General features: G+C 64.0%; 27 protein-coding genes and 1 pseudogene. 21 read left to right on the top strand and 7 right to left on the bottom strand.

What is annotated here, in order from left to right:
• From IVB32_RS29280 to aat, 11 genes are all read left to right on the top strand, one after another.
• A partial coding sequence (locus tag IVB32_RS29280) for a hypothetical protein (RefSeq protein WP_247412178.1) occupies window positions 1-250 on the top strand: 250 nt, incomplete at its 5' end.
• A 38-nt stretch (window positions 251-288) separates the two neighbouring features.
• Window positions 289-1692 (top strand): M48 family metalloprotease, encoded by a 1404-nt coding sequence (locus IVB32_RS29275; protein WP_018454479.1) that lies wholly within the window; start codon window positions 289-291, stop codon window positions 1690-1692.
• 126 nt (window positions 1693-1818) lie between these two features.
• Window positions 1819-2586 carry a DsbA family protein gene (locus tag IVB32_RS29270; RefSeq protein ID WP_018454480.1) on the top strand — a complete coding sequence of 256 codons (768 nt, stop codon included), beginning with the start codon at window positions 1819-1821 and terminating at the stop codon, window positions 2584-2586.
• Window positions 2587-2818: 232 nt separating this feature from the next.
• Window positions 2819-3718, top strand: coding sequence for a DUF1236 domain-containing protein (locus tag IVB32_RS29265; RefSeq protein WP_085353522.1), 900 nt, complete (start codon window positions 2819-2821; stop codon window positions 3716-3718).
• A 228-nt stretch (window positions 3719-3946) separates the two neighbouring features.
• The gene (gene aroQ / locus IVB32_RS29260; RefSeq protein ID WP_247297418.1) at window positions 3947-4414 is read left to right on the top strand and encodes a type II 3-dehydroquinate dehydratase; all 468 of its coding nucleotides are present in this window, start codon (window positions 3947-3949) and stop codon (window positions 4412-4414) included.
• 36 nt (window positions 4415-4450) lie between these two features.
• Window positions 4451-4939, top strand: coding sequence for an acetyl-CoA carboxylase biotin carboxyl carrier protein (gene accB / locus IVB32_RS29255; protein WP_247371037.1), 489 nt, complete (start codon window positions 4451-4453; stop codon window positions 4937-4939).
• 60 nt (window positions 4940-4999) lie between these two features.
• The gene (accC, locus tag IVB32_RS29250; protein WP_018454483.1) at window positions 5000-6358 is read left to right on the top strand and encodes an acetyl-CoA carboxylase biotin carboxylase subunit; all 1359 of its coding nucleotides are present in this window, start codon (window positions 5000-5002) and stop codon (window positions 6356-6358) included.
• A 106-nt stretch (window positions 6359-6464) separates the two neighbouring features.
• Window positions 6465-7982: a CHASE3 domain-containing protein gene (locus IVB32_RS29245; RefSeq protein ID WP_247371033.1), complete on the top strand. Its 1518-nt coding sequence runs from the start codon at window positions 6465-6467 to the stop codon at window positions 7980-7982.
• Entirely contained in the window at window positions 7979-8419 is a 441-nt protein-coding gene (locus IVB32_RS29240) for a response regulator (RefSeq protein ID WP_018454485.1), read from the top strand. The genes IVB32_RS29245 and IVB32_RS29240 overlap by 4 nt, the downstream gene beginning before the upstream one ends.
• Complete coding sequence (locus IVB32_RS29235; RefSeq protein WP_247412177.1) at window positions 8416-9519, top strand: histidine kinase dimerization/phosphoacceptor domain -containing protein; 1104 nt, start codon at window positions 8416-8418, stop codon at window positions 9517-9519. Before IVB32_RS29240 ends, IVB32_RS29235 begins: the two co-directional genes overlap by 4 nt.
• 50 nt (window positions 9520-9569) lie before the next feature.
• Entirely contained in the window at window positions 9570-10250 is a 681-nt protein-coding gene (gene aat, locus IVB32_RS29230; protein ID WP_026232743.1) for a leucyl/phenylalanyl-tRNA--protein transferase, read from the top strand.
• A 7-nt stretch (window positions 10251-10257) separates the two neighbouring features.
• On the opposite strand, the pseudogene IVB32_RS29225 reads toward aat, so the two are convergent.
• Window positions 10258-11297: pseudogene (locus IVB32_RS29225) on the bottom strand (DUF2155 domain-containing protein).
• A gap of 204 nt (window positions 11298-11501) precedes the next feature.
• On the opposite strand from IVB32_RS29225, the gene IVB32_RS29220 reads away from it, so the two are divergent.
• Window positions 11502-12449, top strand: coding sequence for an alpha/beta hydrolase (locus IVB32_RS29220; protein ID WP_247371027.1), 948 nt, complete (start codon window positions 11502-11504; stop codon window positions 12447-12449).
• A gap of 12 nt (window positions 12450-12461) precedes the next feature.
• The gene (locus IVB32_RS29215; RefSeq protein ID WP_247371024.1) at window positions 12462-13478 is read left to right on the top strand and encodes a Na+-dependent transporter; all 1017 of its coding nucleotides are present in this window, start codon (window positions 12462-12464) and stop codon (window positions 13476-13478) included.
• Between the two features lie 79 nt (window positions 13479-13557).
• Here the strand turns inward: IVB32_RS29215 and IVB32_RS29210 are convergent, their stop codons facing one another.
• Together IVB32_RS29210 and IVB32_RS29205 are read right to left on the bottom strand one after the other, a co-directional pair.
• Window positions 13558-13734, bottom strand: a complete 177-nt coding sequence (locus tag IVB32_RS29210) for a hypothetical protein (RefSeq protein WP_018454491.1) — start codon at window positions 13732-13734, stop codon at window positions 13558-13560.
• A 182-nt stretch (window positions 13735-13916) separates the two neighbouring features.
• The gene (locus IVB32_RS29205; RefSeq protein WP_026232745.1) at window positions 13917-14858 is read right to left on the bottom strand and encodes a GlxA family transcriptional regulator; all 942 of its coding nucleotides are present in this window, start codon (window positions 14856-14858) and stop codon (window positions 13917-13919) included.
• Window positions 14859-14949: 91 nt separating this feature from the next.
• Here IVB32_RS29205 and IVB32_RS29200 point away from each other — a divergent pair, with 91 nt between their 5' ends.
• Entirely contained in the window at window positions 14950-15636 is a 687-nt protein-coding gene (locus IVB32_RS29200; RefSeq protein ID WP_085353530.1) for a DJ-1/PfpI family protein, read from the top strand.
• Between the two features lie 421 nt (window positions 15637-16057).
• Here IVB32_RS29200 and IVB32_RS29195 read toward each other — a convergent pair whose 3' ends face one another.
• The gene (locus tag IVB32_RS29195) at window positions 16058-16465 is read right to left on the bottom strand and encodes an NADH:ubiquinone oxidoreductase subunit NDUFA12 (protein WP_026232746.1); all 408 of its coding nucleotides are present in this window, start codon (window positions 16463-16465) and stop codon (window positions 16058-16060) included.
• Between the two features lie 246 nt (window positions 16466-16711).
• On the opposite strand from IVB32_RS29195, the gene IVB32_RS29190 reads away from it, so the two are divergent.
• From IVB32_RS29190 to IVB32_RS29180, 3 genes are all read left to right on the top strand, one after another.
• Window positions 16712-17371: a BA14K family protein gene (locus IVB32_RS29190; protein ID WP_247412176.1), complete on the top strand. Its 660-nt coding sequence runs from the start codon at window positions 16712-16714 to the stop codon at window positions 17369-17371.
• A gap of 240 nt (window positions 17372-17611) precedes the next feature.
• Window positions 17612-18034, top strand: a complete 423-nt coding sequence (locus IVB32_RS29185; protein ID WP_085353532.1) for a response regulator — start codon at window positions 17612-17614, stop codon at window positions 18032-18034.
• The gene (locus IVB32_RS29180; protein ID WP_247371018.1) at window positions 18031-20283 is read left to right on the top strand and encodes a CHASE3 domain-containing protein; all 2253 of its coding nucleotides are present in this window, start codon (window positions 18031-18033) and stop codon (window positions 20281-20283) included. Before IVB32_RS29185 ends, IVB32_RS29180 begins: the two co-directional genes overlap by 4 nt.
• Here the strand turns inward: IVB32_RS29180 and IVB32_RS29175 are convergent.
• Window positions 20280-21203, bottom strand: a complete 924-nt coding sequence (locus IVB32_RS29175; protein ID WP_247368601.1) for an arginase family protein — start codon at window positions 21201-21203, stop codon at window positions 20280-20282. The two genes, IVB32_RS29180 and IVB32_RS29175, sit on opposite strands and share 4 nt — an antisense overlap.
• A gap of 333 nt (window positions 21204-21536) precedes the next feature.
• On the opposite strand from IVB32_RS29175, the gene IVB32_RS29170 reads away from it, so the two are divergent.
• Together IVB32_RS29170 and IVB32_RS29165 are read left to right on the top strand one after the other, a co-directional pair.
• Window positions 21537-21764 carry a hypothetical protein gene (locus tag IVB32_RS29170; protein ID WP_085353535.1) on the top strand — a complete coding sequence of 76 codons (228 nt, stop codon included), beginning with the start codon at window positions 21537-21539 and terminating at the stop codon, window positions 21762-21764.
• A gap of 323 nt (window positions 21765-22087) precedes the next feature.
• Window positions 22088-22396 carry a hypothetical protein gene (locus IVB32_RS29165; RefSeq protein ID WP_244561577.1) on the top strand — a complete coding sequence of 103 codons (309 nt, stop codon included), beginning with the start codon at window positions 22088-22090 and terminating at the stop codon, window positions 22394-22396.
• Between the two features lie 91 nt (window positions 22397-22487).
• On the opposite strand, the gene IVB32_RS29160 is transcribed toward IVB32_RS29165, so the two are convergent.
• Window positions 22488-23039, bottom strand: coding sequence for a GrpB family protein (locus tag IVB32_RS29160; RefSeq protein ID WP_247371014.1), 552 nt, complete (start codon window positions 23037-23039; stop codon window positions 22488-22490).
• Between the two features lie 358 nt (window positions 23040-23397).
• Between IVB32_RS29160 and IVB32_RS29155 the strand changes: the two genes are divergently transcribed.
• Window positions 23398-24861: an adenylate/guanylate cyclase domain-containing protein gene (locus IVB32_RS29155; RefSeq protein ID WP_247371011.1), complete on the top strand. Its 1464-nt coding sequence runs from the start codon at window positions 23398-23400 to the stop codon at window positions 24859-24861.
• A 172-nt stretch (window positions 24862-25033) separates the two neighbouring features.
• Here IVB32_RS29155 and IVB32_RS29150 read toward each other — a convergent pair whose 3' ends face one another.
• On the bottom strand, window positions 25034-25453 hold the full coding sequence (locus IVB32_RS29150; protein WP_247371008.1) for a nuclear transport factor 2 family protein: 420 nt from the start codon (window positions 25451-25453) through the stop codon (window positions 25034-25036).
• Between the two features lie 130 nt (window positions 25454-25583).
• On the opposite strand from IVB32_RS29150, the gene IVB32_RS29145 reads away from it, so the two are divergent.
• Window positions 25584-25841 (top strand): Ada metal-binding domain-containing protein (locus IVB32_RS29145; protein ID WP_276576786.1); only part of this gene is annotated, 258 nt, incomplete at its 3' end.

Genomic DNA, 25841 nt, shown 5'->3' with positions numbered 1-25841 from the left:
GCGGGAGGCCGCGAGCCACTGCCCCAACCGGTTCCTCAAGGTCGCATCGTGCATCGATTTCTGCTATTCGCTGGCGGGGCCGATCCGTCCGACCCGGGAAAAACGGGGTGCTTGCGCCCCAGACTGGCCGCATTGTACGGCTCATAAGGGGAACGGCTCAAAAGGGCATATCGCGTATCCGGTCCGCCGCCAATCGCCAAAACCAATCACGAAACTGCTCGACCAAGACTGCTCGACCAAGAATGCTTGACCAGCCTGCTGATAAGACCGTTTGACCCAGACCGCTTGATGTTGTTCCAGATCGCATTGCGCAAGAAGGCCACCGCCCTCATCTCCCTCCTCGCGGCGGCTGCGATCGCGCTGACGCCGTTCTCGGCCGCGCATGCGCAGGCCAAGGGGCCGCCGGTCCTGCGCGACACCGAAACCGAGCAGCTGCTGCGCGAATACACCCGCCCGATCCTGCGGGTCGCCGGCCTGGAGAAGCAGAACATCCAGATGGTGATCGTCAACGAGGGCTCGTTCAACGCGTTCGTCGCCGATGGCCGCCGCATCTTCGTCAATTACGGCGCGATCCTCCAGTCGGAAACGCCAAACCAGATCATCGGCGTGCTCGCGCACGAGACCGGGCATCTGGCCGGCGGCCATTTGTCCAAGCTGCGCGAGCAGCTCGCCAACGCCCAGACCCAGATGATCATCGCCATGCTGCTCGGTGCTGGCGCGATGGCGGTCGGCAGCACCCGCGGCAGCGGCAGCGCCGGCAACAATGGCCTTGCCAATGCAGGAGCCGCCGCCCTTGCCGGCCCGCAGGAGATGATCCGCCGGACCTTGCTGTCCTATCAGCGCCAGCAGGAGGAGAACGCCGACCGCGCCGGCGTGAAATTCCTGACTGCGACCCAGCAGTCGCCGAAGGGCATGTACGAGACCTTCAAGCGCTTCACCAGCGAGAGCCTGTTCGCGGCTCGCGGCGCCGATCCCTATCTCCAGTCGCACCCGATGCCCGCCGAGCGCGTCGCTTCACTGCAGGAGTTCGCCAGCGCCAGCCCTTATTGGGACAAAAAGGACGATCCCGCGCTCCAGCTGCGCCACGACATGGTGCGCGCCAAGATCTCCGCCTTCATGGAGCGGCCGGAAACGGTGTACCGCCGCTATCCCCTGACCAACGACAGCATGCCGGCGCGCTATGCCCGCGCCATCAGCACCTATCTGCACGGGGATTTGCGCAGCGCGCTCACCCAGATCGACGCGCTGATCCAGGTCCAGCCCAACAACGCGTATTTTTACGAGGTGCGCGGCCAGGCGCTGCTGGAGGGCGGCAAGCCGGCGGAGGCGATCCCGGCCCTGCGCAAGGCTGTCGCACTTTCGAACAACGCGCCCCTCATCGAGATGTTACTTGGGCAGGCTCTGGTTGGGTCCGATAATAAGGCCTACACCGATGACGCCGTTCGGATTCTCCGGGCCGCGGTCGCACGGGAACCGGAGGCCGTGCTCGGCTACATGCAGCTCGCGATGGCGTATGGCCGGAAAGGCGACTATGCCGAGGCGGATCTGGCGTCGGCGCAGGCCGCCTATCTGCGCGGCGACAACAAGACCGCCCGCGAGCTTGCGACGCGCGCGAAAACCCGTTTCGCCGTCGGCACGCCCGGATGGGTCAAGGCCGACGACATCGTGGCGTCGAAACCGCCGCGCAACTGACAAGACCAAGACGATCTTACAAGACGACGCCTTACGCCACGACGCCTTACGAAACGACGTCACGACACCGAGCTTAAGTCCGCCGGGACGTTTTCCGAAACCTGCTTTGGATAAGAGGATTTGCCTATGCCTTCGCTGCGCCTGCTTGCTCCCGCGCTGTTTGCGCTCGCCATGTTCGGCGCAGCCGCGCCCGCGTCGGCCGACAGCTTCTCCGATGCCCAGCGCACGGACATCGAGGCGATCATCAAGAACTATCTCGTCACCCATCCCGAGGTGCTCGAGGAAGCGATGACCGAACTCACCAAGCGCCAGGCCGCGGCGGAGACGCAGAAACACGAGGCCAGCGTCGCTCAGAATTCCGATGCGATCTTCAACTCTCCGCGCCAGGTCGTGCTCGGCAACAAGGACGGCGACGTCACCTTCGTCGAGTTCTTCGACTACAATTGCGGCTACTGCAAGCGCGCGATGGACGACATGCTCACCCTCATGAAGGCCGATCCGAAGCTGAAGGTGGTGCTGAAGGAGTTTCCGGTACTGAGCCAGGGCTCGGTCGAAGCGGCCCAGGTCGCCGTCGCGGTGCGCATGCAGGATCCCTCCGGCAAGAAGTACCTCGACTTCCACCAGAAGCTGCTCGGCGGTCGTGGCGCGGCCGACAAGGCGCGCGCACTTCAGGCGGCCAAGGAAGCTGGCCTCGACACCGCTCGAATCGAGAAGGACATCGGCAGCGCCGAGGTGCGCAGCACCATTGAGGAGAACTTCAAGCTCGCCGAAGCAATGGGCATGAACGGCACGCCGAGCTACGTGATCGGCAAGCAGATCGTTGTCGGCGCCGTCGGTGTCGATAGCCTGAAGGAAAAGATCGCTGTGGCCCGCTGCGGCAAGGCGACCTGTTAAAAAGGCGACCTGCTAACAAGGCGACTTGCTGATCAGCGATCTGCTCTACAACTCACGCACGCAAAAGGCCGGCTGAAAAGCCGGCCTTTTCATTGCGCCGAAATCTGGCGCGCGCATTCATCTGGCATTCAACAAACAAAAGCCTCGGAACCACCGAAGTTCCGGAACAACTCAAATCTCCTTTCGTTGTCGGCGCGGGCAATGACGCAAATGAACACGTGAGGAGAATTCCATGTCTAACCGCTTTATGATCTCGGTTGCCACACTCGCGCTCGTCGCGGGCACCGGTCTGGCGAACGCACAGGGCACCATGAACCGCGACAGCGGTGGCGGCGCCGGTGGTGCGCAGACGCAGCATTCGCAGCCCTCCGGCGGCGCCGCCGAACGCGGCGGCTCGATGGGTAAGGAATCCGCCCATGAGAAGGGCACCGTCGGCCAGGCCGGCGGCTCCAGCAGCATGAAGTCCGGCACGTCCGCCGAGGACAAATCCTCCGGCGCAACAAAGGACGAGCACTCGGGCCGCGAGATGAACAAGAACGCGGCTGAGGACAAGTCCGGCGCCACCAAGGGCCAGCACACCGACGAACGCGCGCAGGGTCAGCAGGACAAGTCCAAGAGCATGAGTCAGGACACGAGCAAGTCCGGCGCCAAGGACCAGAAGGACATGAAGGCTGAGGGCGCCAAGAGCGGCACCAGCAGCACCAACAATGCCGAGAACCAGAAGGGTACCGAGACGCGCACCAACCAGAACGCTCAGGGCCAGACCGGCACCAGCACCAACCAGAACGCGCAGGGTCAGACCGGCACCAGCTCCAACCAGAACGCGCAGGGTCAGAGCAGCACCAACACGACGGTCGGTCAGGCCGGCGCGGGCGCCAAGCTCTCGACCGAGCAACGCACGCAGATCACCTCGGTGATCCGCGAGGAGCACGTGCGTCCGGTGACCAACGTGAACTTCTCGATCTCGGTCGGCACCCGCATTCCGCGCGAGGGTATTGAGCTGCACACCCTGCCGTCCCGCGTCGTGACGATCTATCCGGAATGGCGGACCTATCGCTACGTCCTGGTCAAGGATGAGATCGTGATCGTGAATCCGGACACCTATGAGATCGTGGCTGTCCTGAACACGTAAGACGATACCCGGCAACCATCGGGGGCGGGCAGCAATGCCCGCCCCTTTGCCGTTCGGCCGGCAGCCATGCTTCGGACTGGTTAACAAGCAATTTCCGTAGCTTCCACACAGATTTTTGCACCCCGGATGAGGTATCTGAAGCCACCTCGAAGGTCCTTCAAGGCTTCCCCTCACGCGCTTTGTTACCTATAACCCCCGCCACGCTGAAGCAGCTCTTGCGGGATTGGAATGGCCGAACCAGCAACCGACACGATCCTTGTCCTGAACGGGCCGAACCTCAACATGTTGGGGACGCGCGAGCCCGAGAAGTACGGGCATGCGTCGCTGGCCGACGTCGAGGCGCTGTGCCGGGAGACGGCGGCGACGTTCGGCCTCAAGGCCGACTGCCGGCAGTCCAACCGCGAAGGCGAGCTGATCGACTTCATCCACGAGGCACACGCCCGCAAGATGAAGGGCATCATCATCAATGCCGGCGGCTATTCGCACACGTCGATCGCGCTGCACGACGCGCTGCTCGCGGTGCAGATCCCGACGGTCGAAGTGCACGTCACCAACATCCACGCCCGCGAGAATTTCCGTCATCACTCCTACACCGCGCGCGCGGCCTTCGCCTCCCTCTGCGGTTTCGGCGTCGAGGGCTATCGCCTCGCCATCCAGGGCCTTGCCGCCAAGCTCGGCCTCAAGCCCAAAGCCTGACGCTCCCCTTCACACAGAACATTCGGATCAAACAACATGGCGCGCCAGCCAGACGACAAAGCAGCCGCAAAGTTTTCCAGCGAGGATTCTGCCCTCGTCCGCGAGCTCGCCTTGCTGCTCGATGAGACCAGCCTCACCGAAATCGAGATCGAGCGTGCCGGCCTGCGCCTGCGCGTCGCCCGCAATATCAGCGTCGCCGCGACCATGCCGATGCAGATGCCAGCTGCCCCCGCCGCGCTCCCGGCGGCCGCAGCTGCCGCCGCGCCTGCCGCTGCCGACCTGTCGAAGCATCCCGGCGCCGTGACCTCGCCGATGGTCGGCACCGCCTATTGGGCGCCGGAGCCCGGCGCCAAGCCGTTCATCGAGGTCGGCAGCAAGGTCTCGGTCGGCCAGACGCTGCTGATCATCGAAGCCATGAAGACCATGAACCAGATCCCCTCGCCGCGCGCCGGCACGGTGACGCAGATCGTGATCGAGGACGGCCAGCCGGTCGAGTACGGCGAGCCGCTCGTGATCATTGAGTGACGTTCGAGGGCGGTCTCATCGCCCTCGCCGCTTTCCGCGCGTCAGTCCAATAAGGACACCATGTTCGACAAGATCCTCATAGCCAATCGCGGCGAGATCGCCCTTCGCATCCTCAGGGCCTGCAAGGAGCTCGGGATCGCGACCGTCGCCGTGCATTCAACCGCCGACGCCGACGCCATGCATGTGCGCCTGTCGGACGAGAGCGTGTGCATCGGGCCGCCGGCCTCCAAGGACAGCTATCTCAACGTGCCCGCGCTGCTCGCGGCCTGCGAGATCACCGGGGCCGATGCCGTGCATCCCGGCTACGGCTTCCTGTCGGAGAACGCGCGCTTCGCCGAAATCCTCGCTGAGCATAATCTGCATTTCATCGGCCCGAAGGCCGAGCACATCCGCCTGATGGGCGACAAAATCGAGGCCAAGAGGACCGCCAAGAAGCTCGGCATTCCCGTGGTGCCCGGCTCCGACGGAGGGGTCGGCCCCAACGACGACGCGATGGCGATCGCCAGGAAGATCGGCTTCCCCGTGCTGGTCAAAGCCGCGGCGGGCGGCGGCGGCCGCGGCATGAAGGTGGCCGAGAGCGAGGCCGATCTTCAGGTCGCGCTGTCGACGGCCGCCAACGAGGCCAAATCCGCCTTCGGCGATGCTTCCGTCTACCTCGAGAAATATCTGCAGAAGCCGCGTCACATCGAGATCCAGATCCTCGGCGACGGCCGCGGCGGCGCGATTCATCTTGGCGAACGCGACTGCTCGCTGCAGCGACGCCACCAGAAGGTCTGGGAGGAAGGCCCCTCGCCCGTGCTGACCGCGGCTGCGCGCGCCAAGATCGGCGAGACCTGCGCCAAGGCGATGCGCGAGATGAAATATCTCGGCGTCGGCACGATCGAGTTCCTGTTCGAGGACGGCGAGTTCTACTTCATCGAGATGAACACCCGCATCCAGGTCGAGCATCCCGTCACCGAGAGCATCACCGACATCGACCTCGTGCTGGAGCAGATCCGCATCGCCGCCGGCGGCGACCTGCCGGCGAGGCAGGACGAGGTCCAGGTCATCGGCCACGCGATCGAGTGCCGCATCAACGCCGAGAATCCGCAGACCTTTCGTCCTTCGCCCGGCCGCATCACGCAATATCACCCGCCCGGGGGGCTCGGCGTGCGGATCGATTCCGCAGTCTATCAGGGCTATACGATCCCGCCTTATTACGACTCGCTGGTCGGCAAGCTGATCGTGCACGGCAAGACCCGCGGCGAGTGCCTGATGCGGCTGCGCCGGGCGCTGGACGAGATGGTGGTCGAGGGCATCGAGACGACCCTGCCGCTGTTCCGCGCTCTGGTGCGCGAAGACGACATCATCAACGGCGACTATCACATCCACTGGCTGGAACAATATCTCGCCAACAAGGCGGAACCCGCCCCGAAGTAGCCGTCCTTTCCCGTGGAACCCTTTGGCCCTAATCGCGTTTGGCACGATGGGGACAGTTCCGAGGGGGCGTTTTGAAGTCCGGCAAGCCTGATCGAGCGAGACCGTCGTGATCGCTGACGCGCAGCGGCGGCGTAGATTCTGGCAGATCCTGCTGTTCGCGGCCGGTCTCCTGGTGCTGACCGTGATCAGCGCCGGCTCCGTCTACCTCGTCAACAAGGCGAGAGACGACAGCAAATGGGTGATTCACACCATCGAGGCGGAGAACCAGATCAACGCCCTCCTGCTGGAAATCCGCCGCGCCGAGAGCACCGCCCGGGGTTACCTTCTGACACAAGGCGAGGATTTCAAGGTCGACCATGACAAGGCCGTGGCGGCCCTCGTCCCGGCTCTCGACAGGCTCACGCGCCTGATCGGCGACAATCCGGAGCAACGCCAAAGCATCGAGAAGCTGAGCGCGGCGATCGAGACTAGGCTCGGCCAGTTCGTGCAGGAGATGGACTTCATCCGGCGCGGCGAGCCGGAGAAGGCCGCAGCGCTGGTCCGCGAGATCGCCTCCACGGACACCACGGCCGCGATCGCCAATGTCGCGACCGGGATGATTCAGGAGGAGGAACGGCTATTCCGGCTGCGAACGGTCAATTCGGACCGCAGCCAGACCCTGGCCGCGTCGATGACCGGCATCGGCTCCGGCCTCGTCGTGCTGCTGGCCCTGATCTCGATCTGGCTGGTGCGGCGCTCGGCCCTTGCCCGCGACGATGCCGAGGCGCGCCTGCGCGATGCCAATGTCAATCTGGAGGGCGTGGTCGACGAACGCACGGCCGATCTGCGCGAAGCCAACAACGAGATCCAGCGCTTTGCCTATATCGTCAGCCACGATCTGCGCTCGCCACTCGTTAACATCATGGGCTTCACCAGTGAGCTCGAAGAGCTCGGCGGCGACATTTTCCGCCGTATCGGCAGCCTCACCCATGTCCCGGCCGACGGGCCGCCGTTGCCGGACGGCGAGATCGCACTCGAAGGTCCGGACAAGCAGCTGTCAGACGATTTTTCCGAAGCGCTGGGCTTCATCAAGTCGTCGATCGCCAAGATGGACCGCCTGATCTCGGCGATCCTCAATCTCACCCGCGAGGGCCGGCGCGAGTTCCAGCCGGAAAAGATCGACACGCGCGAGCTGATCGAAGCCATCGTGTCGACGCTGGCGCATCAGGCCGCCGAAGCGCAGGCCGAGATCCACATCGCCCCGCTGCCGGATCTCGTCAGCGACCGCCTGGCGCTGGAGCAGATCTTCTCCAATCTGATCGACAACGCCATCAAATATCTCAAGCCCGGCGTCCCCGGCGAGATCAGAATCCGCGGGCGCACCAAGCTCGGCTACGCTATCTTCGAGATCAGCGATAACGGCCGCGGCATCGACGCCAAGGACCACCAGCGGATCTTCGACCTGTTTCGCCGCGCCGGAACCCAGGACAAGCCCGGTCAGGGCATCGGTCTTGCGCATGTGCGTGCACTTGTGCGTCGCCTCGGCGGCACCATGTCGGTATCATCGGAACTGAATACGGGCAGCACGTTCACCATCACGCTGCCCATCACCTGGAACGCCAGCAACCGGAACGCGGATCAATGACTCAACCCGTCACCATCATCATGATCGAGGACGACGAGGGCCACGCGCGGCTGATCGAGCGGAACATCCGGAGGTCCGGCGTCAACAACGAGATCATCTCCTTTGCCAACGGCACTGAGGCGATGAAGCACCTGTTCGGGCCCGACGGCAGCGGGCTCGTGCAAAAAGGCAATGCGCTCCTGATCCTGCTCGATCTCAACCTCCCCGACATGACCGGGATCGACATTTTGAAGCAGATCAAGGAGAACAAATACCTGAAGGCCTCGCCCGTGGTGGTGCTGACCACCACCGACGATTCCCAGGAAATCAAACGCTGCTACGAGCTCGGCTGCAACGTCTACATCACCAAGCCCGTGAACTACGAGAATTTCGCCAATGCCATCCGGCAGCTCGGCTTGTTCTTCTCGGTCATCCAGGTCCCGCCCGCCGCCCCATGAATCAACGTACGCCCACACTGCTCTACATCGACGATGACGGGGCGCTGGCGCGCTTGGTCGATCGCGGCCTGACACGGCGCGGCTACAAGGTCGTTCACGCCGCAAGCGGCGAGGAAGGCCTCGAGCACATCCGCCGCGCGGCCACGACCGGCGGTATCGACGTGGTGGCGCTCGACCAATACATGCCCGGCCTCGACGGACTGGAAACGCTGGAGCAGATCATGGCGATCCCGGGCGCGCCGCCGGTGGTCTTCGTCACGGCCTCGCAGGATTCCAGCATCGCGGTGACGGCGCTGAAGGCGGGCGCGGCCGATTATCTCGTCAAGGACGTCAAGGGCGACTTCATTCCCCTGCTTCACGTCGCGGCCGAAGGCGCGCTGCGCCAAGCCGAATTGCAGAAGGCGCGCGAGGAAGCCGAAGCCGAGATCCATGCCTCGCGCGACCGCTACGCTGCTCTTGCAGCCGAACGCGAGCTGCTATTGCGCGAGGTCAACCACCGCGTCGGCAACTCGCTGCAGATCATCGCCTCCCTCCTGCACCTGCAGGCCAGCTCCGCCGCGCAGGACGAGGTCAAGGCTGCGTTGACCAATGCGATGGGCCGCGTGGCCGCAGTCGCGCAAGTGCACCGCCGCCTCTACACCTCGCAAGACCTGAAGAGCGTGGTCCTGAACCAGTATCTGGACTCGCTGCTCGAGGATCTGCGCCGCTCGGCCGAGGGCAACCGGATGTCGCGCCTGACGCTGAAGGCCGAACCGATCGAGATCGATCCGGACCGTGCAGTCGCCGTCGGCATCATCGTCAACGAGCTGGTGATGAACGCGGTAAAATACGCCTACCCTAACGGCGCCGGCCCGATCCATGTGGAGCTGACCTCGCAGGGCGACGATCTCCTGCTCTCGATCAGCGACGATGGCGTCGGCGACAACGTCAAGGCCGATCCGCGCTCCACCGGCATGGGCCAGCGTATCGTCGCAGCTATGGCCAGCAAGCTCGACGCTTCGGTCGAGCGCGACCCCAACCATTCAGGAACCCGCGTCATGTTGATGTTCCGCCGTGTCCCGGCTGCCGCCGGCAAGCCGGCTGCTGCCGCAGCGAACTGATCCGCACCGCCCATCGCACCCGCCTTGCGATCCTGCTATTATGGCGCGCCATGACTTCGCGCGACTCTGCCCCGTCTGAAATCACGCCAGCCGTGCTGCTGCGCGCCTATGCCTGCGGCATCTTTCCGATGGCTGAAAGCGCCGATGATCCGACCCTGTTCTGGGTCGAGCCGGAGTTGCGCGGGGTCATCCCGCTCGACGGATTTCGCGTGGCCTCGCGGCTCGCGCGCACCGTGCGTTCGGATTCATTCCGCGTCACCGTTAATACCGCCTTCAAGGCCACGATCGCCGGCTGCGCCGCACCCCAAGCCGGGCGCGAGGACACCTGGATCAACAAGCGCATCCGCGACCTCTATGGCGGGCTGTACGAGCTCGGCCATTGCCACAGCGTCGAGGCCTGGCAGGGCGAGGACCTCGTCGGCGGCCTTTACGGCGTCAGCCTGGGCCGGGCTTTTTTCGGCGAAAGCATGTTCCACACCGCACGCGATGCCTCCAAGGTCGCATTGGTGCATCTGGTCGCGCGGCTCATCCATGGCGGCTTCGAGCTGCTCGACACCCAATATGTCACCGAACACCTGAAGAGTTTTGGCGCGGCCGAGATTTCGCGGCGGCGCTACACCGCGCTGCTCGACAAGGCGCTCGCGGGCGAGCCTGGCGATTTCCTGAGGCTCTCGGCCGGCGAAGCGATCCCGGGCGCGCGCGCGCTCGAGATCATCGCTGCGCGGCAATAATCAGCATTTACCGGCCAAACCCGGGGAAACCGAACAGACCCGGCCGCTGCTCGGGTGGTGGCGGCGGTGCCGGCTGCTGCTGCTGGATCGGCGGTAACGGCTGCGGCGGACGCTGCTGCACCTGCTTGGGCGCGGCCTTCTTCTGCGCGGGCGGCGGCGGTGCCGGCTTGGTGCCGGGATCCGGTGCCGCGGTCGCAATCGTTTGCTGCGGCTCTTTGCAGTCGGTGAGCCAGATATCGTAGATCGGGTGCTCGACGCCGTGCAGGCCCGGACTTGCCGCGTACATCCAGCCCGAGAAGATGCGCTTCACCTCACCCTGCAAGGTGATCTCGTCGACCTCGACGAAGGCGTCGGTGTTGGCGGCCTCGGTCGCCGGCCGCGTGTAGCAGGCGTCGGTTTTGACGCGCAGCGCCCCGAACTGCACGGTCTCGCCGATCTCCTCGTCGAAGTTGATGATGCGCCCGGTGATCTTGTCGAGGCCGGAGAAGGTCGCTTTCTTGTTCACGATCTTCTGGGCCGGCGGCTCGGTGACGACTTCGTCGCCCGGCTGAAGGCTCGCCGGCGTCTGCGGGACAGCGCCGCCCGGTCCGCCCTTCTGCTGTGGCTGACGCTGACCGGGCGCACCCGGGGCGCCTTGCGGATTGGGCGGAGCGACCGCGACGGGCGGCGGCTGGTTTGGCGGAGCGGCGCTAGAACCGGGCGGCGGCGCCAGAGGTTGGGTCTCGACCGGCCCCGGCATCACATTGCCCTGCCGGCCTGGCGGTGGCGCCATCGGACGCGACGGCAGCACACGGCCCTGCGGCGGCAGCTCCGGCACCTCTTCGTCGTCATCGGGGATCTGCGGCTGCGGCTGGGGCTGGCCACGCGGAATGGTGCCGGGCGGCCGCAGCGGCGGCGGATCGGAGAAGATCGTGCCGATCTGCGCCTGCGCCGGCGTCGCAGCCGTCAGTGCGGTGGCGGCCAGAAGCGCCGCAAGACCTGTCAGGGTAAATGTTCGAAACATATCTCGCGCGGCTTCAACAGCGAATCGGGCTTGCTGGAGGACATTCTACAGGGGATACCGCCGCTCGCAGGCCATCCGGTTAACACGGCGAATACGGCGGGGGAAGGGCGGCATCCCTGCCCTTCCCGGCCCGGTCTGGCCAGATCGGCCCCCGGATGGAATAGTCGAGCACTCCTCTCAGGGGTCAGGCGGGCATCGCCCCGAAAACGACGTCCAACGAACAATCAGAAACCCAGAGGTCGCTTCCCATGCCCGTCGTGCTCGATCCCGATGCCGCCGCCGTCTACAAGGCCTTTCAGGAGGCCGGCCGGCCCGCCTATGAGACCCTGACCGCACCGGAAGCGCGGGCCTATTACGCGCAGGCGCGCTTTGCGACCAATCCCGAGCCACCTGACCTCGCGCGCGTCACGCCGCTGTCGATCCCGGCACCGCACGGCGCCATTCCCGCGCGCCTCTATGTTCCGAAAGAGCCGCGGCGGTATGATGGCTTGTCCCCGGCGCTGGTGTTCTTCCACGGCGGCGGCTGGGTGATCGGCGATCTCGACTCCCATGACGTCGTCTGCGGCCAGCTCGCCGACGCCGGCGCGCTGATCGTGATCTCGGTGGACTACCGCCTCGCGCCCGAGCACAAATTTCCCGCCGCCATCGATGACGCGATCGCCGCGACCAAATGGGTCGCCGCCAACGCGCGCGAACTCGGCATCGACGCCTCCCGGCTTTCGATCGGTGGCGACAGCGCCGGCGGCAATCTTGCCGCAGTCGTCGCGCTCGCCGCGCGCGACGGCGACGGTCCGGCCATCGCGGGCCAGTTGCTGATCTACCCGGCAACCGATTTCGCCATGACGCACGGCTCTCACCGCGAACCCGAGACGAGCGTGCTGCTGACGCATTCGGTGATCCGCTGGTTCCGCGACCATTATCTCAACGGCGCCGCCGATATCCACGACTGGCGCGCCTCGCCGGCACGGGCGACAAACCTGGCCGGCCTGCCGCCGGCCTATGTGCTGACCGCCGGTGCCGATCCCCTGCGCGACGAAGGCGGCGAATATGCCGAGCGGCTGAAGCGGGCCGGCGTGCCCGTGGCCTACAAGCACTATCCCGGCCAGTTCCACGGCTTCCTCACGATGGGGAAATTGCTGCGAGAGGCCAATGTCGCCGTGAGCGAGATCGGCGCGTGGCTGAAAGGATTGGCCTGAACGCCATTCCCGATGCCGCCTGTTCTTCAAAGCATATTCGCCCTCCCGCTGCGCGGTCTGACATGGCTTGGCGGCCAGGGCACCCGCGCGGTGGCCGCCGTCGTGTTCATCGCGCTCGCGGTACCGCCGCTCGGGGCGTTGTTGCGCCCCTACGTCACCGAGGCGATCTTCGTTCTGCTTTGCATCTCCTTCATGCGGGTCGATCTCGCCGCGCTCACCGGCCATCTGCGCCGGCCGGCGCTGGTCGCGACCGCGACCGTCTGGACCATGATCGGCGTGCCTGTGATCATCGGGCTGATCGTCCATGTCACCGGGCTCACGGCGCGCGCGCCCGACCTTGCCCTGGCGTTGATGCTGCAGAGCATGGCCTCGCCGATGATGGCCGCACCGGCGCTGGCGGCGCTGATGGGCCTCGACGCAACGCTGGTGCTGGTCACGCTGGTGAGCGCGACGGCGCTGGTACCGTTCACGGCATCGCTGTTCGCAAGCCTCTTCCTCGGCGACATGCTCAGTATCTCGCCGCCTGCGCTGGGGCTGAAGCTGCTCGGCATCCTCGCAGCATCGCTGCTGGCCGCGACCGTGATCCGGCAAGTCTTCGGCGCGGCCGCGATCCAGCGCCACAGGCAGCCGATCGACGGCTTCAACATCGTCATCCTGCTGGTCTTCGCGACCGCGATCATGGGCGACGTCGCGAGCGATCTCGTCGCCCGGCCGGTCTCCACCATCGGCTTCGCGGCTCTCGCCTTCGCGATCTATTTCACGCTGCTCGCCGTGACCACGCTGCTGTTCCGCCGCATCGGCTATGAGCGCGCGCTGGCGCTCGGGCTGATGGTGTCACAGCGCAATCTGGGCCTGATGCTCGCCGCGACCGCCGGCGCGCTGCCGCCCACCACCTGGCTCTATTTCGCGATGACGCAGTTTCCCATTCACCTGGCGCCCTACATGCTGATGCCGATCGCGCGGCGCTTGACGGCGCGCGCACAGGCCTCGGGCGCCGCGGCGACCGGCGGCAAGGCCGCATCGGGCTGAACCAATTCGCAAGCCTTGCCAACACGCAAGTCATGTCCGCTCTGCCATCGCGAGGCCGCTGGTGACCAGGCGAATGTCGTCACGCAGCGCGCCAATGTCCCTTGTGAATGTCGAACTTCACGGCGCCTTCGTCACGCATCTTCAACAGGAGCGATTGGCAGTCGTCCTGATTCTTGATGTTCACGCGCTTCATGACTTCGAAGGTCTTCAGAGGTTTTTCGCGAAGGGCAATCAGAATCTTTTCTCGATCGGTCATTGGGGTTCCTTGCATCGGATCGGCGACGGTACGTGTTGTACACATCGTCTACAACGGGTGCATTCGCTTGACGAGGTCCGTTCCGGGTCCAAAGGGCGAAATGCCGCGCAATATGCAAGTCTGCTCAAATATCCAAGTGTGCTCACCCGCTCAAGCGGGCTCTCCAACTCGATCAATTCTCCCTACCCGGCCCTTGCCGCGCGCCGCAGCGCTTGCGGCGGCTGGCCGAAGGCGCGAATGAAGGCGCGCCGCATGCGCTCGGGATCGCGGAAACCGGTCGTCTCCGCGACGAGTTCGATCGCCTCGCGCGAGGACTGCACGCGCTCGCGCGCGACCTCGATGCGCAAGCGCTCGATGGCCTTTGAAGGCGTCGTGCCGGTCTCGGCGGCAAAGGCGCGGGCAAAATGCCGCGCGCTCATGCCGGCGCGGTCGGCGAGATCTTCGACAGTCAAGCGAGCGTCGAGGTTCTCGCGCGCCCAGGACAGCAGCGCGCCGAAGCGGCCGTTCGGCGTCTTCAATTCCAGAAGTGACGAGAATTGCGACTGGCCGCCGCTGCGGCGATGATACAGCACGAGCTGCCGCGCCGTGTCCTGCGCGATCTGCTCACCGTGATCCTCCGTCACCATCGCGAGCGCAAGGTCGATGCCGGCCGTGATGCCGGCCGACGTCCACACATTGCCGTCGCGGGTGAAAATCTGGTCCGGCTCGAACTTCACCTTGGGATAGCGCGCGACGAAATCCCGCGTGCGTCCCCAATGCGTGGTGGCGCGGCGGCCGTCGAGCAGGCCTGCTTCGGCGAGCACATAGGCGCCCGAGCAGACGCTCGCGACCCGCACGCCGCGCCGCGCCAGCCGCTGCACGAAGGCGCGCGTGACCTCGCAGCGCGCGGCATCCGTCACGCCCGCGCCTCCCGCCACGACCAGCGTCGTGATCGCATTGGCCGACTTGAAGTCGCGCGCCATCATCTCCACGCCCGACGAGCTGCGCACCGGCCCCGCGCTCACCGCCAGCACGCGGATCCCGGTCGTCGTCTTGCCCGTGCAGCGCGCCGCGATCTCGAACACGGAGATCGGGCCGGCCGCATCGAGCAACTGGAAGTCCGGGAAGATCAGGATGCCGATCATGGTCATGTCCGAAAGCGAGGGAAATACGCCATTCTGGACGGAAAGGCATCATGAGAGGCTGCTTCCGTCAAGCTCATAATTGGAGGCTCTCATGTCGTCCCCGCTCCAGATCGGTCTCTTGGTGTTTCCGCGCGTCACCCAGCTCGATTTCACGGGCCCCTTGCAGGTGTTCTCCTCCGTGCCCGGCGCAAAACTGCATTTGATCTGGAAACGGGTCGAGCCGGTGCCGAGCGATTCCGTGCTGACGCTGACGCCGACCACGACATTCGCCGACTGCCCGCAGCTCGACGTGATCTGCGTGCCCGGCGGCGGCGGCACCAACGATCTGCTCAATGACGAGGAGGTGCTCGGTTTCCTGCGCCGGCAGGCCGAGGGTGCCAAATACGTCACCTCGGTCTGCACGGGATCGCTGGCTCTCGGCGCCGCCGGCCTCTTGAAGGGCTATCGCGCCGCCACGCATTGGAGCGCGATGGAGATGCTCGCTCAGTTCGGCGCGACGCCGACCAAGACGCGCGTCTGCGTCGACCGCAACCGCATCACCGGCGGCGGCGTCACCGCGGGAATCGATTTCGCTCTGACCCTGGTGTCGATCATGGTCGATCGCACCACCGCGGAGGCGATCCAGCTTCAGCTCGAATACAATCCGGCCCCGCCGTTCAATGCAGGCTCGCCGGATACCGCGCCGGCGGAGGTGCTGGCATTACTAAAAGAGCGCGGCGCGCAGGGTCAGGCGCGCCGGCTAGAGGCGGTGAAGCGTGCGGCCGAGCGGATGACCTAGTCTCCACTCTCGTGTCCCGGACGCGATGCATCGCGTAGCGGTGCCGCGCAGCGTCCGGGGCACGCGAAATCCAGTCGTCCCTCTATCAAAGAAAAAGGCCGCCCGGTTTCCCGAGCGGCCTTTCCTGTCTTACGGCGGCTGCACATTTCATCGGGCGATTTCGGAGCTTCCAGACCGGGGGCCTATCTCCCGATCGAGTCCTGGTCGGCGGCCGCTGCATTTCGGGACAGTCGCGAACTGTTGCCCGAACCGAACGCGATGGTCTCCCATCTCCGTAAGATGCGACCATTGAGCCGCATCGCCCGCGTGGCTGCAATGCCCGCGCAGCACTCATCCCCGCTGTTCCCGTTGTCCACAGCAAAGCGAGGCGGATGCGGGTGCATCCACCCCCACGACAAGGGTTGAGACGGGAATCGGAAGGCTAGCTCGGCGTCCAGGGCTGATAGTCGCCGGTCGCCTTCGGCCGCTTGCCGCTGGCGAGCGTCGAGCCCGCGGGACGGTAGGCGTTGGCCGTGCCGGTGAGATTGGGCTGGTGCGGCTTTTCCCATTCGCGCGGCTGGTAGTTGTCCTGCGTCGGCGGCACGTCGACGGTGTGATGCATCCAGCCGTGCCAGGACGGCGGGATACGGCTGGCCTCGGCGTAGCCGTTATAGACCACCCAGCGGCGCTCGAAGCCGAGCACCGGGTCGATCGCCCCGCCGCGGGTGCGATAATAGAGGTTGCCCTGCTCGTCCTGGCCGACCAGCTCGCCGTAGCGCTTGGTCCAGAGTTGGGTGCCAAACGTCTGGCCATTCCACCAGGTGAAAAACTTGAGGAAGAACTGTTTCATGCGGCAAGGGCCCTGCTTCGTCGGGTCCTGATGCCATCCGGACGGCGAAATGTCCAGTTCGGCGCGGGCGGCAATGCCGCGCTGCAGATGCAGTCCCCGGCACGGAACGCTGCCGCAAATCGGACGCGATCCGTTCATGCCGGATACAGCGTCGCCATGAGAACTTTTCGTCGCACGCAAACCCCCGTGATCCCAGGAACTCCGGCCCTTTCATGGGGTTTGCTTCCGGGAAAAGGAGTTTTGATCATGAAAAGTCTGAAAGTCTTGAGCACGGCTGCGGCAGTGGCATTGGTTATCCCGTTGGCGACGCCGAGCTTTGCCCAAAGTCGGGCCGCAGCGGTCGGCGGCGGCGGAGCACACTTTGGTGGCGGCGGCGGCGGAGCACACTTCGGTGGCGGCGGCGGCGGGGCACATTTCGGTGGCGGCGGCGCCCGCATGGGCGGCGGCAACTTCGGCGGCGCGCGGATCGGCGGCGGCGGCGGCAATTTCGCGGCCGGCGCAGCAGTACGTCCGGGCGGTGGCAGCTTCGCAGCCGGCACGGTGAGCCGACAGGCCTTCTCGCCGTCCTACAGCGGTACACGCAGCGTCGCGACTGCGGGCAACTGGCAGGGTGGTAGCGGCAATTGGAGTGGTCGTCACTGGCATCATCGTCACGGCGGCGGCTTTTGGCCCGGGTTCGCGGCCGGCGCTGCGATCGGCGGCCTCGGCTCGTACGCCTATTACGGCGGCGGGTATTACGACGACCCCTACTATTACGGCGACAGCTACTATGATGAACCGACAGTGGCCGTGGTCCCCGATGGCGGCGGCGACTCCGCGGCCTACTGCGCGCAGCGCTACAAGTCCTACGATCCCGCGTCCGGCACCTATCTGGGCTATGACGGCCAGCGTCATCCCTGCCCGTAACACGACCTGAAACACTTGAAGAAGAAGGCGTCGCAGCGATGCGGCGCCTTTTTCATTCAGGCGCCTCACCTGTTTCGCTCGCCTCGTATTCGACATCGGCAAGTGTCGCGTACAATCGATGCGAGCGGACCTTTATTCACCGCACCGTGCATATCTACCCTTATCCAATCCCAAATTGACCCGACGCGCGATTCACCTGTATCAACTTGGCTGTGGGGACTTCGATGACTGGGAAGTGTCATGCCGCGCATTCTCGTGGTTGATGACGATCCGATGGTCGGCGCGACCATCGAGGTCCTCCTCCAACGTCAGGGCTTCGACGTCACGTTGACTGACGGCGGAGAAACGGGTTTGGCTGCGCTCGAAACACAGAATTTCGACGTGATGCTGGTTGACATCTTCATGCCGCATATGCGCGGCTTCGAGTCCATTCGCATCTTTCACGAGCGCGCGCCGGCGGTTCCGCTAATCGCGATGTCCGGCTACGCCTTCGCATCATCCGCCTCGCCCTCTCCCGACTTCCTCCGGATGGCGCTGGAGCTTGGCGCGACCCGCTGCCTGCGCAAGCCGTTCACGCCGGACACGCTGCTGACCACGATCCGGGAATGCATCGCCGTGCCGGGCGATGGCTCGCAGCCGAAGGACAAGAAAGAAGTCCCTTGATCCCAACGCAGCGCGTCATTCTCGGTGCTGGACTTGCCATCCTCCTGATCATCACCGCAGCCTCGATCGGCCTCGACGTCAAGTCACGGTCCGATGCGGCCTGGGTCAATCACACCGTCGGGGTGCTGAAGAAGATCTCCGACCTGCGCGTGCTGATGCGCAGTGCCGAGAGCGCCGCACGTGGCTACGAGATCTATCGCAACCCGAGCTTCAGCGAAGAATTCCAGGCGGTGCACGCCCGTATCGCACCCGCACTCGCCGACCTCAAGCGCAGCGTGCGCGACACTCCCGAACATGTCGCGCTGCTCGAGGGCACCGAGCCGCTGGCGCTGCGCCGGATCGAGATCGCCGCCGAAGTGATGCGCCTGCGCGCCGGAAACGATCAGGCCGGCATTGCCGCAGTCCAGGGCAAGGGCGAGGGCCGTGGCCTCATGGACACGGTGATGGGCAATTTCGATCATTTGAGCGCAGAGGAAGAACGATTGCTCGCGGCGCGCTCCCAGGATTCGCGCCGCACCGGCATCGTGCTGCTCGGCATCGACGTCGCCGGCGCGTTGGTGATCCTGCTGCTGGTCGTGATGATGATGCGCGAGAGCCGGCGCAGTGAGGGCGCACTCAAGAGCACGCTAATGGAGACCACGGCCGCCAAGCAGCAGCTCGAGGCCGCGGTGGCCGAGCGCACCGAGCATCTGGTCACCGCGCATGACGAGCTGCGCCTCTCGGTCAACGTGCTCCAGAGCACCTTTCACAGCATGGCGGAGGCGGTGCTGGTCATCGATGCCGAGGGCAATGTCCTTCTGTCCAATCCCGCCGCCGAGCGCATGCTGCTGCACCGGACCGGCATGAACCTGCGCAATCTGCGCGCGATGTCCATCGTGCTTCACGGCGACGGCGTCACCCCGCTCAAGGCCGACGAGTTACCGTCGGCACGCGTGCTGCGTGGCGAGCCGTTCGAGAACATGGAGATGATCGTCCGCCCGCACAGCGGCAATGCTCCCCGTCATCTCATGATCAGCGGCCGGCCGATGCTGGACGGGAAAGGCAACGTCTCCGGCGCGGTGCTGGTCTATCACGACGCGACCACCTCGCGCGAGACCGAGCGGCAATTGTACCAGTCGCAGAAGCTGGATGCCATCGGCAAGCTCACCGGCGGCGTCGCGCACGACTTCAACAACATGCTGACCGTGATCTCCGGCAATACCGAGACGCTGGTGGCGAGCCTGAAGCAGCAGCCCGAGCTCCAGCGCGTGGCACGCCTGATCGACGAGGCCGCCGAGCGCTGCGCCGAGCTGATTCAGCATCTGCTCGCCTTCGCGCGCAGGCAGCCGCTGCAGCCGCGCAACGTCGAGATCAACGCCGCGGTCGCGGACATCGCGAAACTCCTGCGCCCCACCCTCGGCGAGCAGATCGAGATCGAGACCGTGCTCGAACAGGGGCAGATGACCGCGCACATCGATCCGTCCCGCCTCACCAATGCCCTGCTCAACATGGCCATCAACGCCCGCGACGCCATGCCGAACGGCGGCAAGCTGCTGCTCGAGGCCCACCGCGTCGTGCTCGACCAGGCCTATGCGCAAAGCAATCCCGACGTGCGGCCCGGCCCTTACGTGATGCTCGCCGTCAGCGACACCGGCACCGGCATGCCGGCCGAGGTGCAACAGCAGGCGTTCGAGCCGTTCTTCACCACCAAGGAGGTCGGCAAGGGAAGCGGCCTCGGCCTTTCCATGGTCTACGGCTTCGTCAAGCAATCCGGCGGCCACATCAAGATCTACAGCGAGGAAGGCCACGGCACCACGATCAAGCTCTATCTGCCGCCGGGCGAAGGCATGACCGAGCCAGTCACCTCTGCCGCACCGCCGGCCGAGGGTGGCGCCGAGACCATTTTTGTGGTCGAGGATGATCCGCTGGTGCGCAACTTCGTCACCGTGCAGCTCCAGAGCCTCGGCTACCAGACCGTCGCCGCGCCCGACGGCAAGGCCGCGCTGGAGTTGATCCGGGCCGGCCAGCCGTTCGATCTACTGTTCACCGACGTCGTCATCCCCGGCGGCATGAGCGGACGCGACCTCGCCGACAAGGTTGCGACGATCCGCCCCGGCGTGAAGGTGCTCTACACTTCCGGCTATACCGACAACGCCATCGTCCACCACGGCAAGCTCGACGACGGCGTCATGCTGCTGACAAAACCCTACCGCCGCAACCAGCTCGCCGCGATGATCCGCAAGGCGCTCGGACACATGCCCACCGGCTAGCGTTTCTGCTTGGCGATATGTCCAATGGCGTTGCAGATGATCCGCGCTGCGCAGATCGCCCCAATATTCTGCAGATCACGCTCCGGCACCAATTCGACCAGATCAAGACCGACAATTCTGGCCTTCGAGGCGACGCCCGCGATCAGGTCTATGACGTCGAAATAGGACAAGCCGCCAGGTTGCGGCAGCAGCACGCCGGGAATGACGGACGGATCCAGGCCGTCGCAGTCGATCGTGATCAGGCAATTCGCGCTGTCCTCGATTGCACTCAGGACGGCTTGAACGCCCCGGCTTTTGAGCTCTCGTGCCGTAATAATCCTGGAGCCCCAATTCCGCGCGCAACTGAGCTCCTGCAGGCCCGAGCCGCCGATACCCCGTAAACCGACCTGCACAATGCGTTCGACCCAAGGCAACTCGCTGGCGCGCCGCATCGTGCTGGAAAACGTATGTGCTGAGCCGTCGCGCTGGTCCTTCCAATCCAGATGCGCGTCGATCTGCAGGATCGTCAGCTTGCCCATGTCTTCGAACGCCTCGAAGAACGGTATGGGGACAGAATCATCTCCGCCGAGCAGCATGGGTACCGCGCCGGACTTCAGGATCTTCCTGGTGGCGGACCTGATTGCATTCCGGTTTTGCTCGGGGGCCTCGGGTGACGTGGCAAGATCGCCGCCATCGACGACCCGGATTTGCTCCGGGTCGAGCAGGATTCCGTCTTGGTCGAAATCCCACCTGGCAAGGTCGGTCTGATAAACGCGCAAAGCATTGCGAATGGCCGCTGGGCCATTCGCGGCATGGCTGGTCCTGCCCTTCAAATGCGGCGTGGCGTCGGCAGCTCCGAAGATGACGACGTCGGCTTCGCCAAGAGGCAGGGCAAGGTCGCACGCCGCGACGCCGAGGAATGTGTTGCGGTCGCTCGCCATAGCCGTCTCGCTGGAGGCACTCAGTCCGGCCGACAGAGCCAATCCGCAACGCCTCCGCGAGTTCCTGACCTGCTCTTGGCCTGCCGCCGAGCCGAGCGGTCGAAGCCGCTCTCGCGGAGGACGTGACCTCATAAACGTCGGCTTACCAAGGCAAAGCGGAAGCTCCCACCTTCGGCGTGGTCGGCGGCTTGTGACCACAGCGGACTCCAGCGCGTCGAGCTTCCCCTGAGGGAGTGGACGAGTGGGCGGGCCGCTTTCTTCTGGAACGAAATTAAATTGATTTAATTCAGTTATTGTGATTTAATTTGGGCTTATCTCTGGACGGAGAAACGCATGCCAGATCAGGACGACCGTCGCGAGTTCTTAAGAACCTGCGGAAAGTTCGCGGCGGTGACACCTCCAGCCATCACCCTACTCCTGTCGACATCCCTTACATCGGATGCGATCGCGAAGTCGGGCGCAGGCGCGGTCCACGACGACCATCACCATCACGGCAACAACGGCTGGGGCAACGGCGGCGGAGACGGCAGCCCCAACGGCAAGGACGATAGAGGCCGCTGAGACGACGACACACGGCCTCCGGAAGGAGACACAATGCAGACCAGGCGCCGCGACGTAGATTGGCATTTCGCCAGCTTCGTTGTTTCGATGATCTGGCTCGCGATTGTTGCTGCCGCTCTTCTTGCAGTGCTCTTCCGAGGGCACCCTTGAGGAGTTATGAAGTACATTTTCATCGCGGTCGGCTGCTGGCTGCTGCTGAACCTGCTCTTCGTTGTGCTAGTCACGCCGCCGCGTAGTCGCCGGCCGCGACAGCTTGCTCGCACGATTCATGCGGTCAAGAAATTCATTATGAGCAGACGGCAGCCCCCTACCTGATGAGGGCAGTGACGCGCTGCAAAAAAAACGACAGTAAGGCTGGCTGTTTATTTCCAGCGACGCCGCACCGCAGTTCGCTGTATCGTGCCGTTCCGTTTTTTCCAACAGCGGATTTGATTGCCATGCACCACATCCAGAGTACGCATATTGCCGCGATACTGAAACTGACCGCCCAGCAGCTTGAAGCACTTCGCACCCGCCCAGAGATCCAAAAGGAATATTCCGAAATCCTCGTTTTGAGAGAGAAAATAAAACTGGCGACCGATCTGAAGAAGGCTCGCCGGCAGCTCCTTACTCGGTCCCTGCCAAGCGCCTGAAGGGAGAGAACTTCACCCGTGCCTTGCGCTGTGAGGCTCGAGCAAGGAGCTGCTCGTTGGCATTCCAGCTTGTGGACCCGAAGCGGACATCTTAGCAGCGCCGCACGGCATATCTCGTCGCTGTGGCAGCGCAAAACAATACTTCCCGAATGCTGATAGCGCCTTGTCGGTTATCTCCCTCACAACCGATGTTTTGTTTTGCGAAAGCCCTCGATGTTCTTGCCAAATTCATCCGCGAGCGATTTCTTTGGCTTCCGTACGCGGCAGCGATTTCCGGGTGTAAGCGCAAGTAGTCGCGAAACAGCAGGAAATCTCTCCAGCGTGGATTGCATTGCTCCATGATGTGAAGATGGTGTGTCCAGGGTCCAGGCATCCTCTTCCGAAAAAACAGTTCACCAGGTAACCATGCTTCGTACTCGGGGATGTAGGTGTATCTGAGTTGCGCGAATGGCCTCACAAACGTGGACTTCGCGCGCAACAAGTTCGGGAGGCCGACCAAGATGTCGATAATCGGTTTGGCCGAGAGGCCGGACACAGACGTACTGCCCATGTGTTCGATCTTGAGCGCCGGACCGATCATAAATCGCAAGCGACGGCACTCCTGCTGGAAACGAACCGGCCAGTCGGGGTCATAGTCACGCACCTCGATGGCGCCCCTCCATACTTCTCCATTCTGTCCCCTCGCTGGAAGCTACCCTTCTCAAACGGCCCTGTTGGAGCAGACCACCGTTCCTGCATGTGATCGGACTCACTGCAATGCGCGGCATCTCCCGATATACGGGTCAGCTTTTGGGGCTTCAGCGACGTCGTGGGCGCACCATATTGAGGTCCATCCAGCGAGGCATGGCGGAGTAGATTTGCTCAGGTTGAGTTCTTCGCACTTTGACCCATAAGCGACATGGGTGGCTTGAAAATCCTTGCAGTGCAATAGGCCGTGCGGCATCGGATGGCTCGCGAGGACCGGGCGAAGCTGATAGATTGCCATCGTCAGGAGCTGATCGATGACATCCATTGACGAGCGTCTTCTCGAAAGCAAGATGACGCAGATCGAGCAGGCCCGCACTTGGAGCCCGCGCGTAATCTCCAAGTTCGAAACGCTGATTCGCAGTGGTGACGAGGTCAGCCTGTACCGCGCCAATCCGCTGGCGTTCGCCCGTGATCGCAGTGTGGCTGAGCCGGAGTCGATCGATCTGTTTCTCCATGCCGCTCGCGCCGGGCTGGTCGACATGCATTGGGACATTCTCTGCCCCCACTCGGGTCTGGTGCTGGAAAGCTTCGGGAGGCTCCGTGCGCTCCGGAGCCATTTCGTCTGCGGGCTTTGCGATATCGAGGGTCACACCGAACTCGACGACTTCATCGAAGTGTCCTTCTCCGTCTCGCCGCAAATTCGGCACCTCGCCTTGTATGACGTCGACAATCTCTCGATCGAAGATCTGCACTGGAAGCTCAAGTTCGCCAACAGCGGACGGCTGCCCGGCGGACAGACTCGATTTGTCGATGTCTTGCGCGGTTTCGTTCGCGGAATGACTTATCTGCCGTCCGGTCTGACAACGACGCTGCAGACCGATATTGGGCCGGGCGCGGTCTCAGGCGTCAACGTCCAGACCCAGGCGGGCTTTACGCTCCCGGTCGCGCTCGATCCCACTGCCGTGCAGATGCCGAATACTCCGACGATCGTTCGTGCCACCTATGACGGGCAGCGGTTCACGCCCGCCGTTTCGGCCGTGCCGTCGGGGCCTGTGATCTTCGAGATCAGCAACACCGGCCCTAAGCGCGGTTCGCTGCTCCTGATCAACTGGCCACCTGAAATCTTGGAAATGCCAGAGAAGCCGACCCTCGAATTCGATCCCTACGTCTCGGGCGGGATGCTGCTGACGCGTCAGACGTTCCGCAAGCTCTTCCGCTCAGAGCGCGTAGATGAGGAGGAGGGCCTCGGCGTTCGGCAGGTGACGTTCCTGTTCACGGACCTGAAGGGTTCGACCGCGCTCTACGAGCGCCTCGGGGATCTTAATGCCTATGCTCTCGTCCGCGAACATTTCGCTCTCCTCGACGCAATTGCCCATCGGCATGCCGGTGCCATCGTGAAGACCATCGGCGACGCCGTCATGGCTGCGTTTTTCCGGCCGGTGGATGCCGTGGAGGCAGCGCTGCACATTCTGCGGGACATCGGAGAGTTCAACGCCAAGCACGGCCAGCCCGCCGTCGTTCTCAAAATGGGGGCACATTGCGGTCCTTCCATCGCCGTGACCCTCAACGAGAATCTCGACTATTTCGGCCAGACCGTGAATATTGCCGCGCGGGTGCAATCATTCGCCGACGCCGGCGAAATCTGTCTCACTGAAGCACTCTACACCGCGCCCGCTGTTCGCCAGCTGCTGGCGGGCCACCATGTCGAGGAGTTCGAGGCGCCGCTGCGCGGCGTCGAAGGCGAGGCGCGAGTCTACCGGGTCACCGGCCGATTGTAGCCTAGGCTCTGCGGCAGTCCGCACTAGCGTAGTGATCGAAATGTATTTCCGACATCTGGCCGCCGCGAGGCGGCTTTTCTTGGACACGGCAAGAGCAAAGGAGTCTGTTCGTGGCCCAGAGCTGACCTGCCTGCGCAGCCGGTCGAGGACCGCTTGTGACCCAAAGCAGCCTTTAAAGCGGCTCGAAAATCATCTGCCAGCCCTTTCGGGTGTCCATGTATTCGCGAACCAGCTTGATCCGCTCGCCGGAAAGGACAAAAGCGAAGCAATAGTCATTCTCGTAGGGCTTGCCTCCAGGAAGAGTGGCTCGCATTCGCTCCTCGACGATCACAGTATCGCCATCGGCATGAATGCCCCGAAACGAGATGTCGACGTTCGAGAACAGATGATGCATTTCCGAGGCAATAAACTGTGCGATTTGGTCCGGTCCAATCATGTGGTCGGTGTGCTTGAGAGCGACCGCCGTGGCATTTCCAGCCGGTGCGATCCATTCGGCATCGGGAGTAAACAACTCCGCGATCAACTGCGCATCACGGGTTTTAAAAGCCTTCCAGGCATTGATGACGATCTCTTTAGGATTCGTGCTGTTCATTTTTGCTTCTCCAAGTGCTCAGCGAAGTTGGACCTTCTCTATAAGAAGGGCGCACCGATATCGCTGGCCGGAATCGGACCTGATCATCTCAGGGCTATTCTTCTGGCTGCGGCCTGCGGTAAAATGAGTCATGCTCAGTTTTGAGGTATGCAACACCGCGCGCTTGCAGCGCGATCCCCGCTATGACGGCCGTTTCTACACGGCAGTGAAGACCACGGGAATCTACTGCCGCCCGGTTTGCCCGGTGAAGCAGCCGTTGACCCGTAACGTGACCTACTATCAAACTGCAGCGGCCGCCGAGGCCGCGGGGTACCGACCTTGCCTGCGTTGCCGTCCGGAGACCGCGCCCTTCTGTGCTGCCTGGAATGGCACGCGTTCGACAGTCGCG

Source organism: Bradyrhizobium sp. 23 (genome assembly GCF_023073295.1).
GTDB lineage: Bacteria > Pseudomonadota > Alphaproteobacteria > Rhizobiales > Xanthobacteraceae > Bradyrhizobium > Bradyrhizobium canariense_D.
The sequence above is the reverse complement of the archived record's forward strand: the minus strand, read 5'-3'. Positions and strand labels throughout refer to the sequence as shown.

What these genes read in the sequence shown, in the direction of transcription:
- IVB32_RS29275 (WP_018454479.1), top strand. Translation starts at nt 289, where the DNA reads ATGTTGTTCCAGATCGCATTGCGCAAGAAGGCCACCGCCCTCATCTCC.
- IVB32_RS29270 (WP_018454480.1), top strand. Translation starts at nt 1,819, where the DNA reads ATGCCTTCGCTGCGCCTGCTTGCTCCCGCGCTGTTTGCGCTCGCCATG.
- IVB32_RS29265 (WP_085353522.1), top strand. Translation starts at nt 2,819, where the DNA reads ATGTCTAACCGCTTTATGATCTCGGTTGCCACACTCGCGCTCGTCGCG.
- aroQ (WP_247297418.1), top strand. Translation starts at nt 3,947, where the DNA reads ATGGCCGAACCAGCAACCGACACGATCCTTGTCCTGAACGGGCCGAAC.
- accB (WP_247371037.1), top strand. Translation starts at nt 4,451, where the DNA reads ATGGCGCGCCAGCCAGACGACAAAGCAGCCGCAAAGTTTTCCAGCGAG.
- accC (WP_018454483.1), top strand. Translation starts at nt 5,000, where the DNA reads ATGTTCGACAAGATCCTCATAGCCAATCGCGGCGAGATCGCCCTTCGC.
- IVB32_RS29240 (WP_018454485.1), top strand. Translation starts at nt 7,979, where the DNA reads ATGACTCAACCCGTCACCATCATCATGATCGAGGACGACGAGGGCCAC.
- IVB32_RS29235 (WP_247412177.1), top strand. Translation starts at nt 8,416, where the DNA reads ATGAATCAACGTACGCCCACACTGCTCTACATCGACGATGACGGGGCG.
- aat (WP_026232743.1), top strand. Translation starts at nt 9,570, where the DNA reads ATGACTTCGCGCGACTCTGCCCCGTCTGAAATCACGCCAGCCGTGCTG.
- IVB32_RS29220 (WP_247371027.1), top strand. Translation starts at nt 11,502, where the DNA reads ATGCCCGTCGTGCTCGATCCCGATGCCGCCGCCGTCTACAAGGCCTTT.
- IVB32_RS29215 (WP_247371024.1), top strand. Translation starts at nt 12,462, where the DNA reads ATGCCGCCTGTTCTTCAAAGCATATTCGCCCTCCCGCTGCGCGGTCTG.
- IVB32_RS29210 (WP_018454491.1), bottom strand. Translation starts at nt 13,734, where the DNA reads ATGACCGATCGAGAAAAGATTCTGATTGCCCTTCGCGAAAAACCTCTG.
- IVB32_RS29205 (WP_026232745.1), bottom strand. Translation starts at nt 14,858, where the DNA reads ATGATCGGCATCCTGATCTTCCCGGACTTCCAGTTGCTCGATGCGGCC.
- IVB32_RS29200 (WP_085353530.1), top strand. Translation starts at nt 14,950, where the DNA reads ATGTCGTCCCCGCTCCAGATCGGTCTCTTGGTGTTTCCGCGCGTCACC.
- IVB32_RS29195 (WP_026232746.1), bottom strand. Translation starts at nt 16,465, where the DNA reads ATGAAACAGTTCTTCCTCAAGTTTTTCACCTGGTGGAATGGCCAGACG.
- IVB32_RS29190 (WP_247412176.1), top strand. Translation starts at nt 16,712, where the DNA reads ATGAAAAGTCTGAAAGTCTTGAGCACGGCTGCGGCAGTGGCATTGGTT.
- IVB32_RS29185 (WP_085353532.1), top strand. Translation starts at nt 17,612, where the DNA reads ATGCCGCGCATTCTCGTGGTTGATGACGATCCGATGGTCGGCGCGACC.
- IVB32_RS29175 (WP_247368601.1), bottom strand. Translation starts at nt 21,203, where the DNA reads ATGGCGAGCGACCGCAACACATTCCTCGGCGTCGCGGCGTGCGACCTT.
- IVB32_RS29170 (WP_085353535.1), top strand. Translation starts at nt 21,537, where the DNA reads ATGCCAGATCAGGACGACCGTCGCGAGTTCTTAAGAACCTGCGGAAAG.
- IVB32_RS29155 (WP_247371011.1), top strand. Translation starts at nt 23,398, where the DNA reads ATGACATCCATTGACGAGCGTCTTCTCGAAAGCAAGATGACGCAGATC.
- IVB32_RS29150 (WP_247371008.1), bottom strand. Translation starts at nt 25,453, where the DNA reads ATGAACAGCACGAATCCTAAAGAGATCGTCATCAATGCCTGGAAGGCT.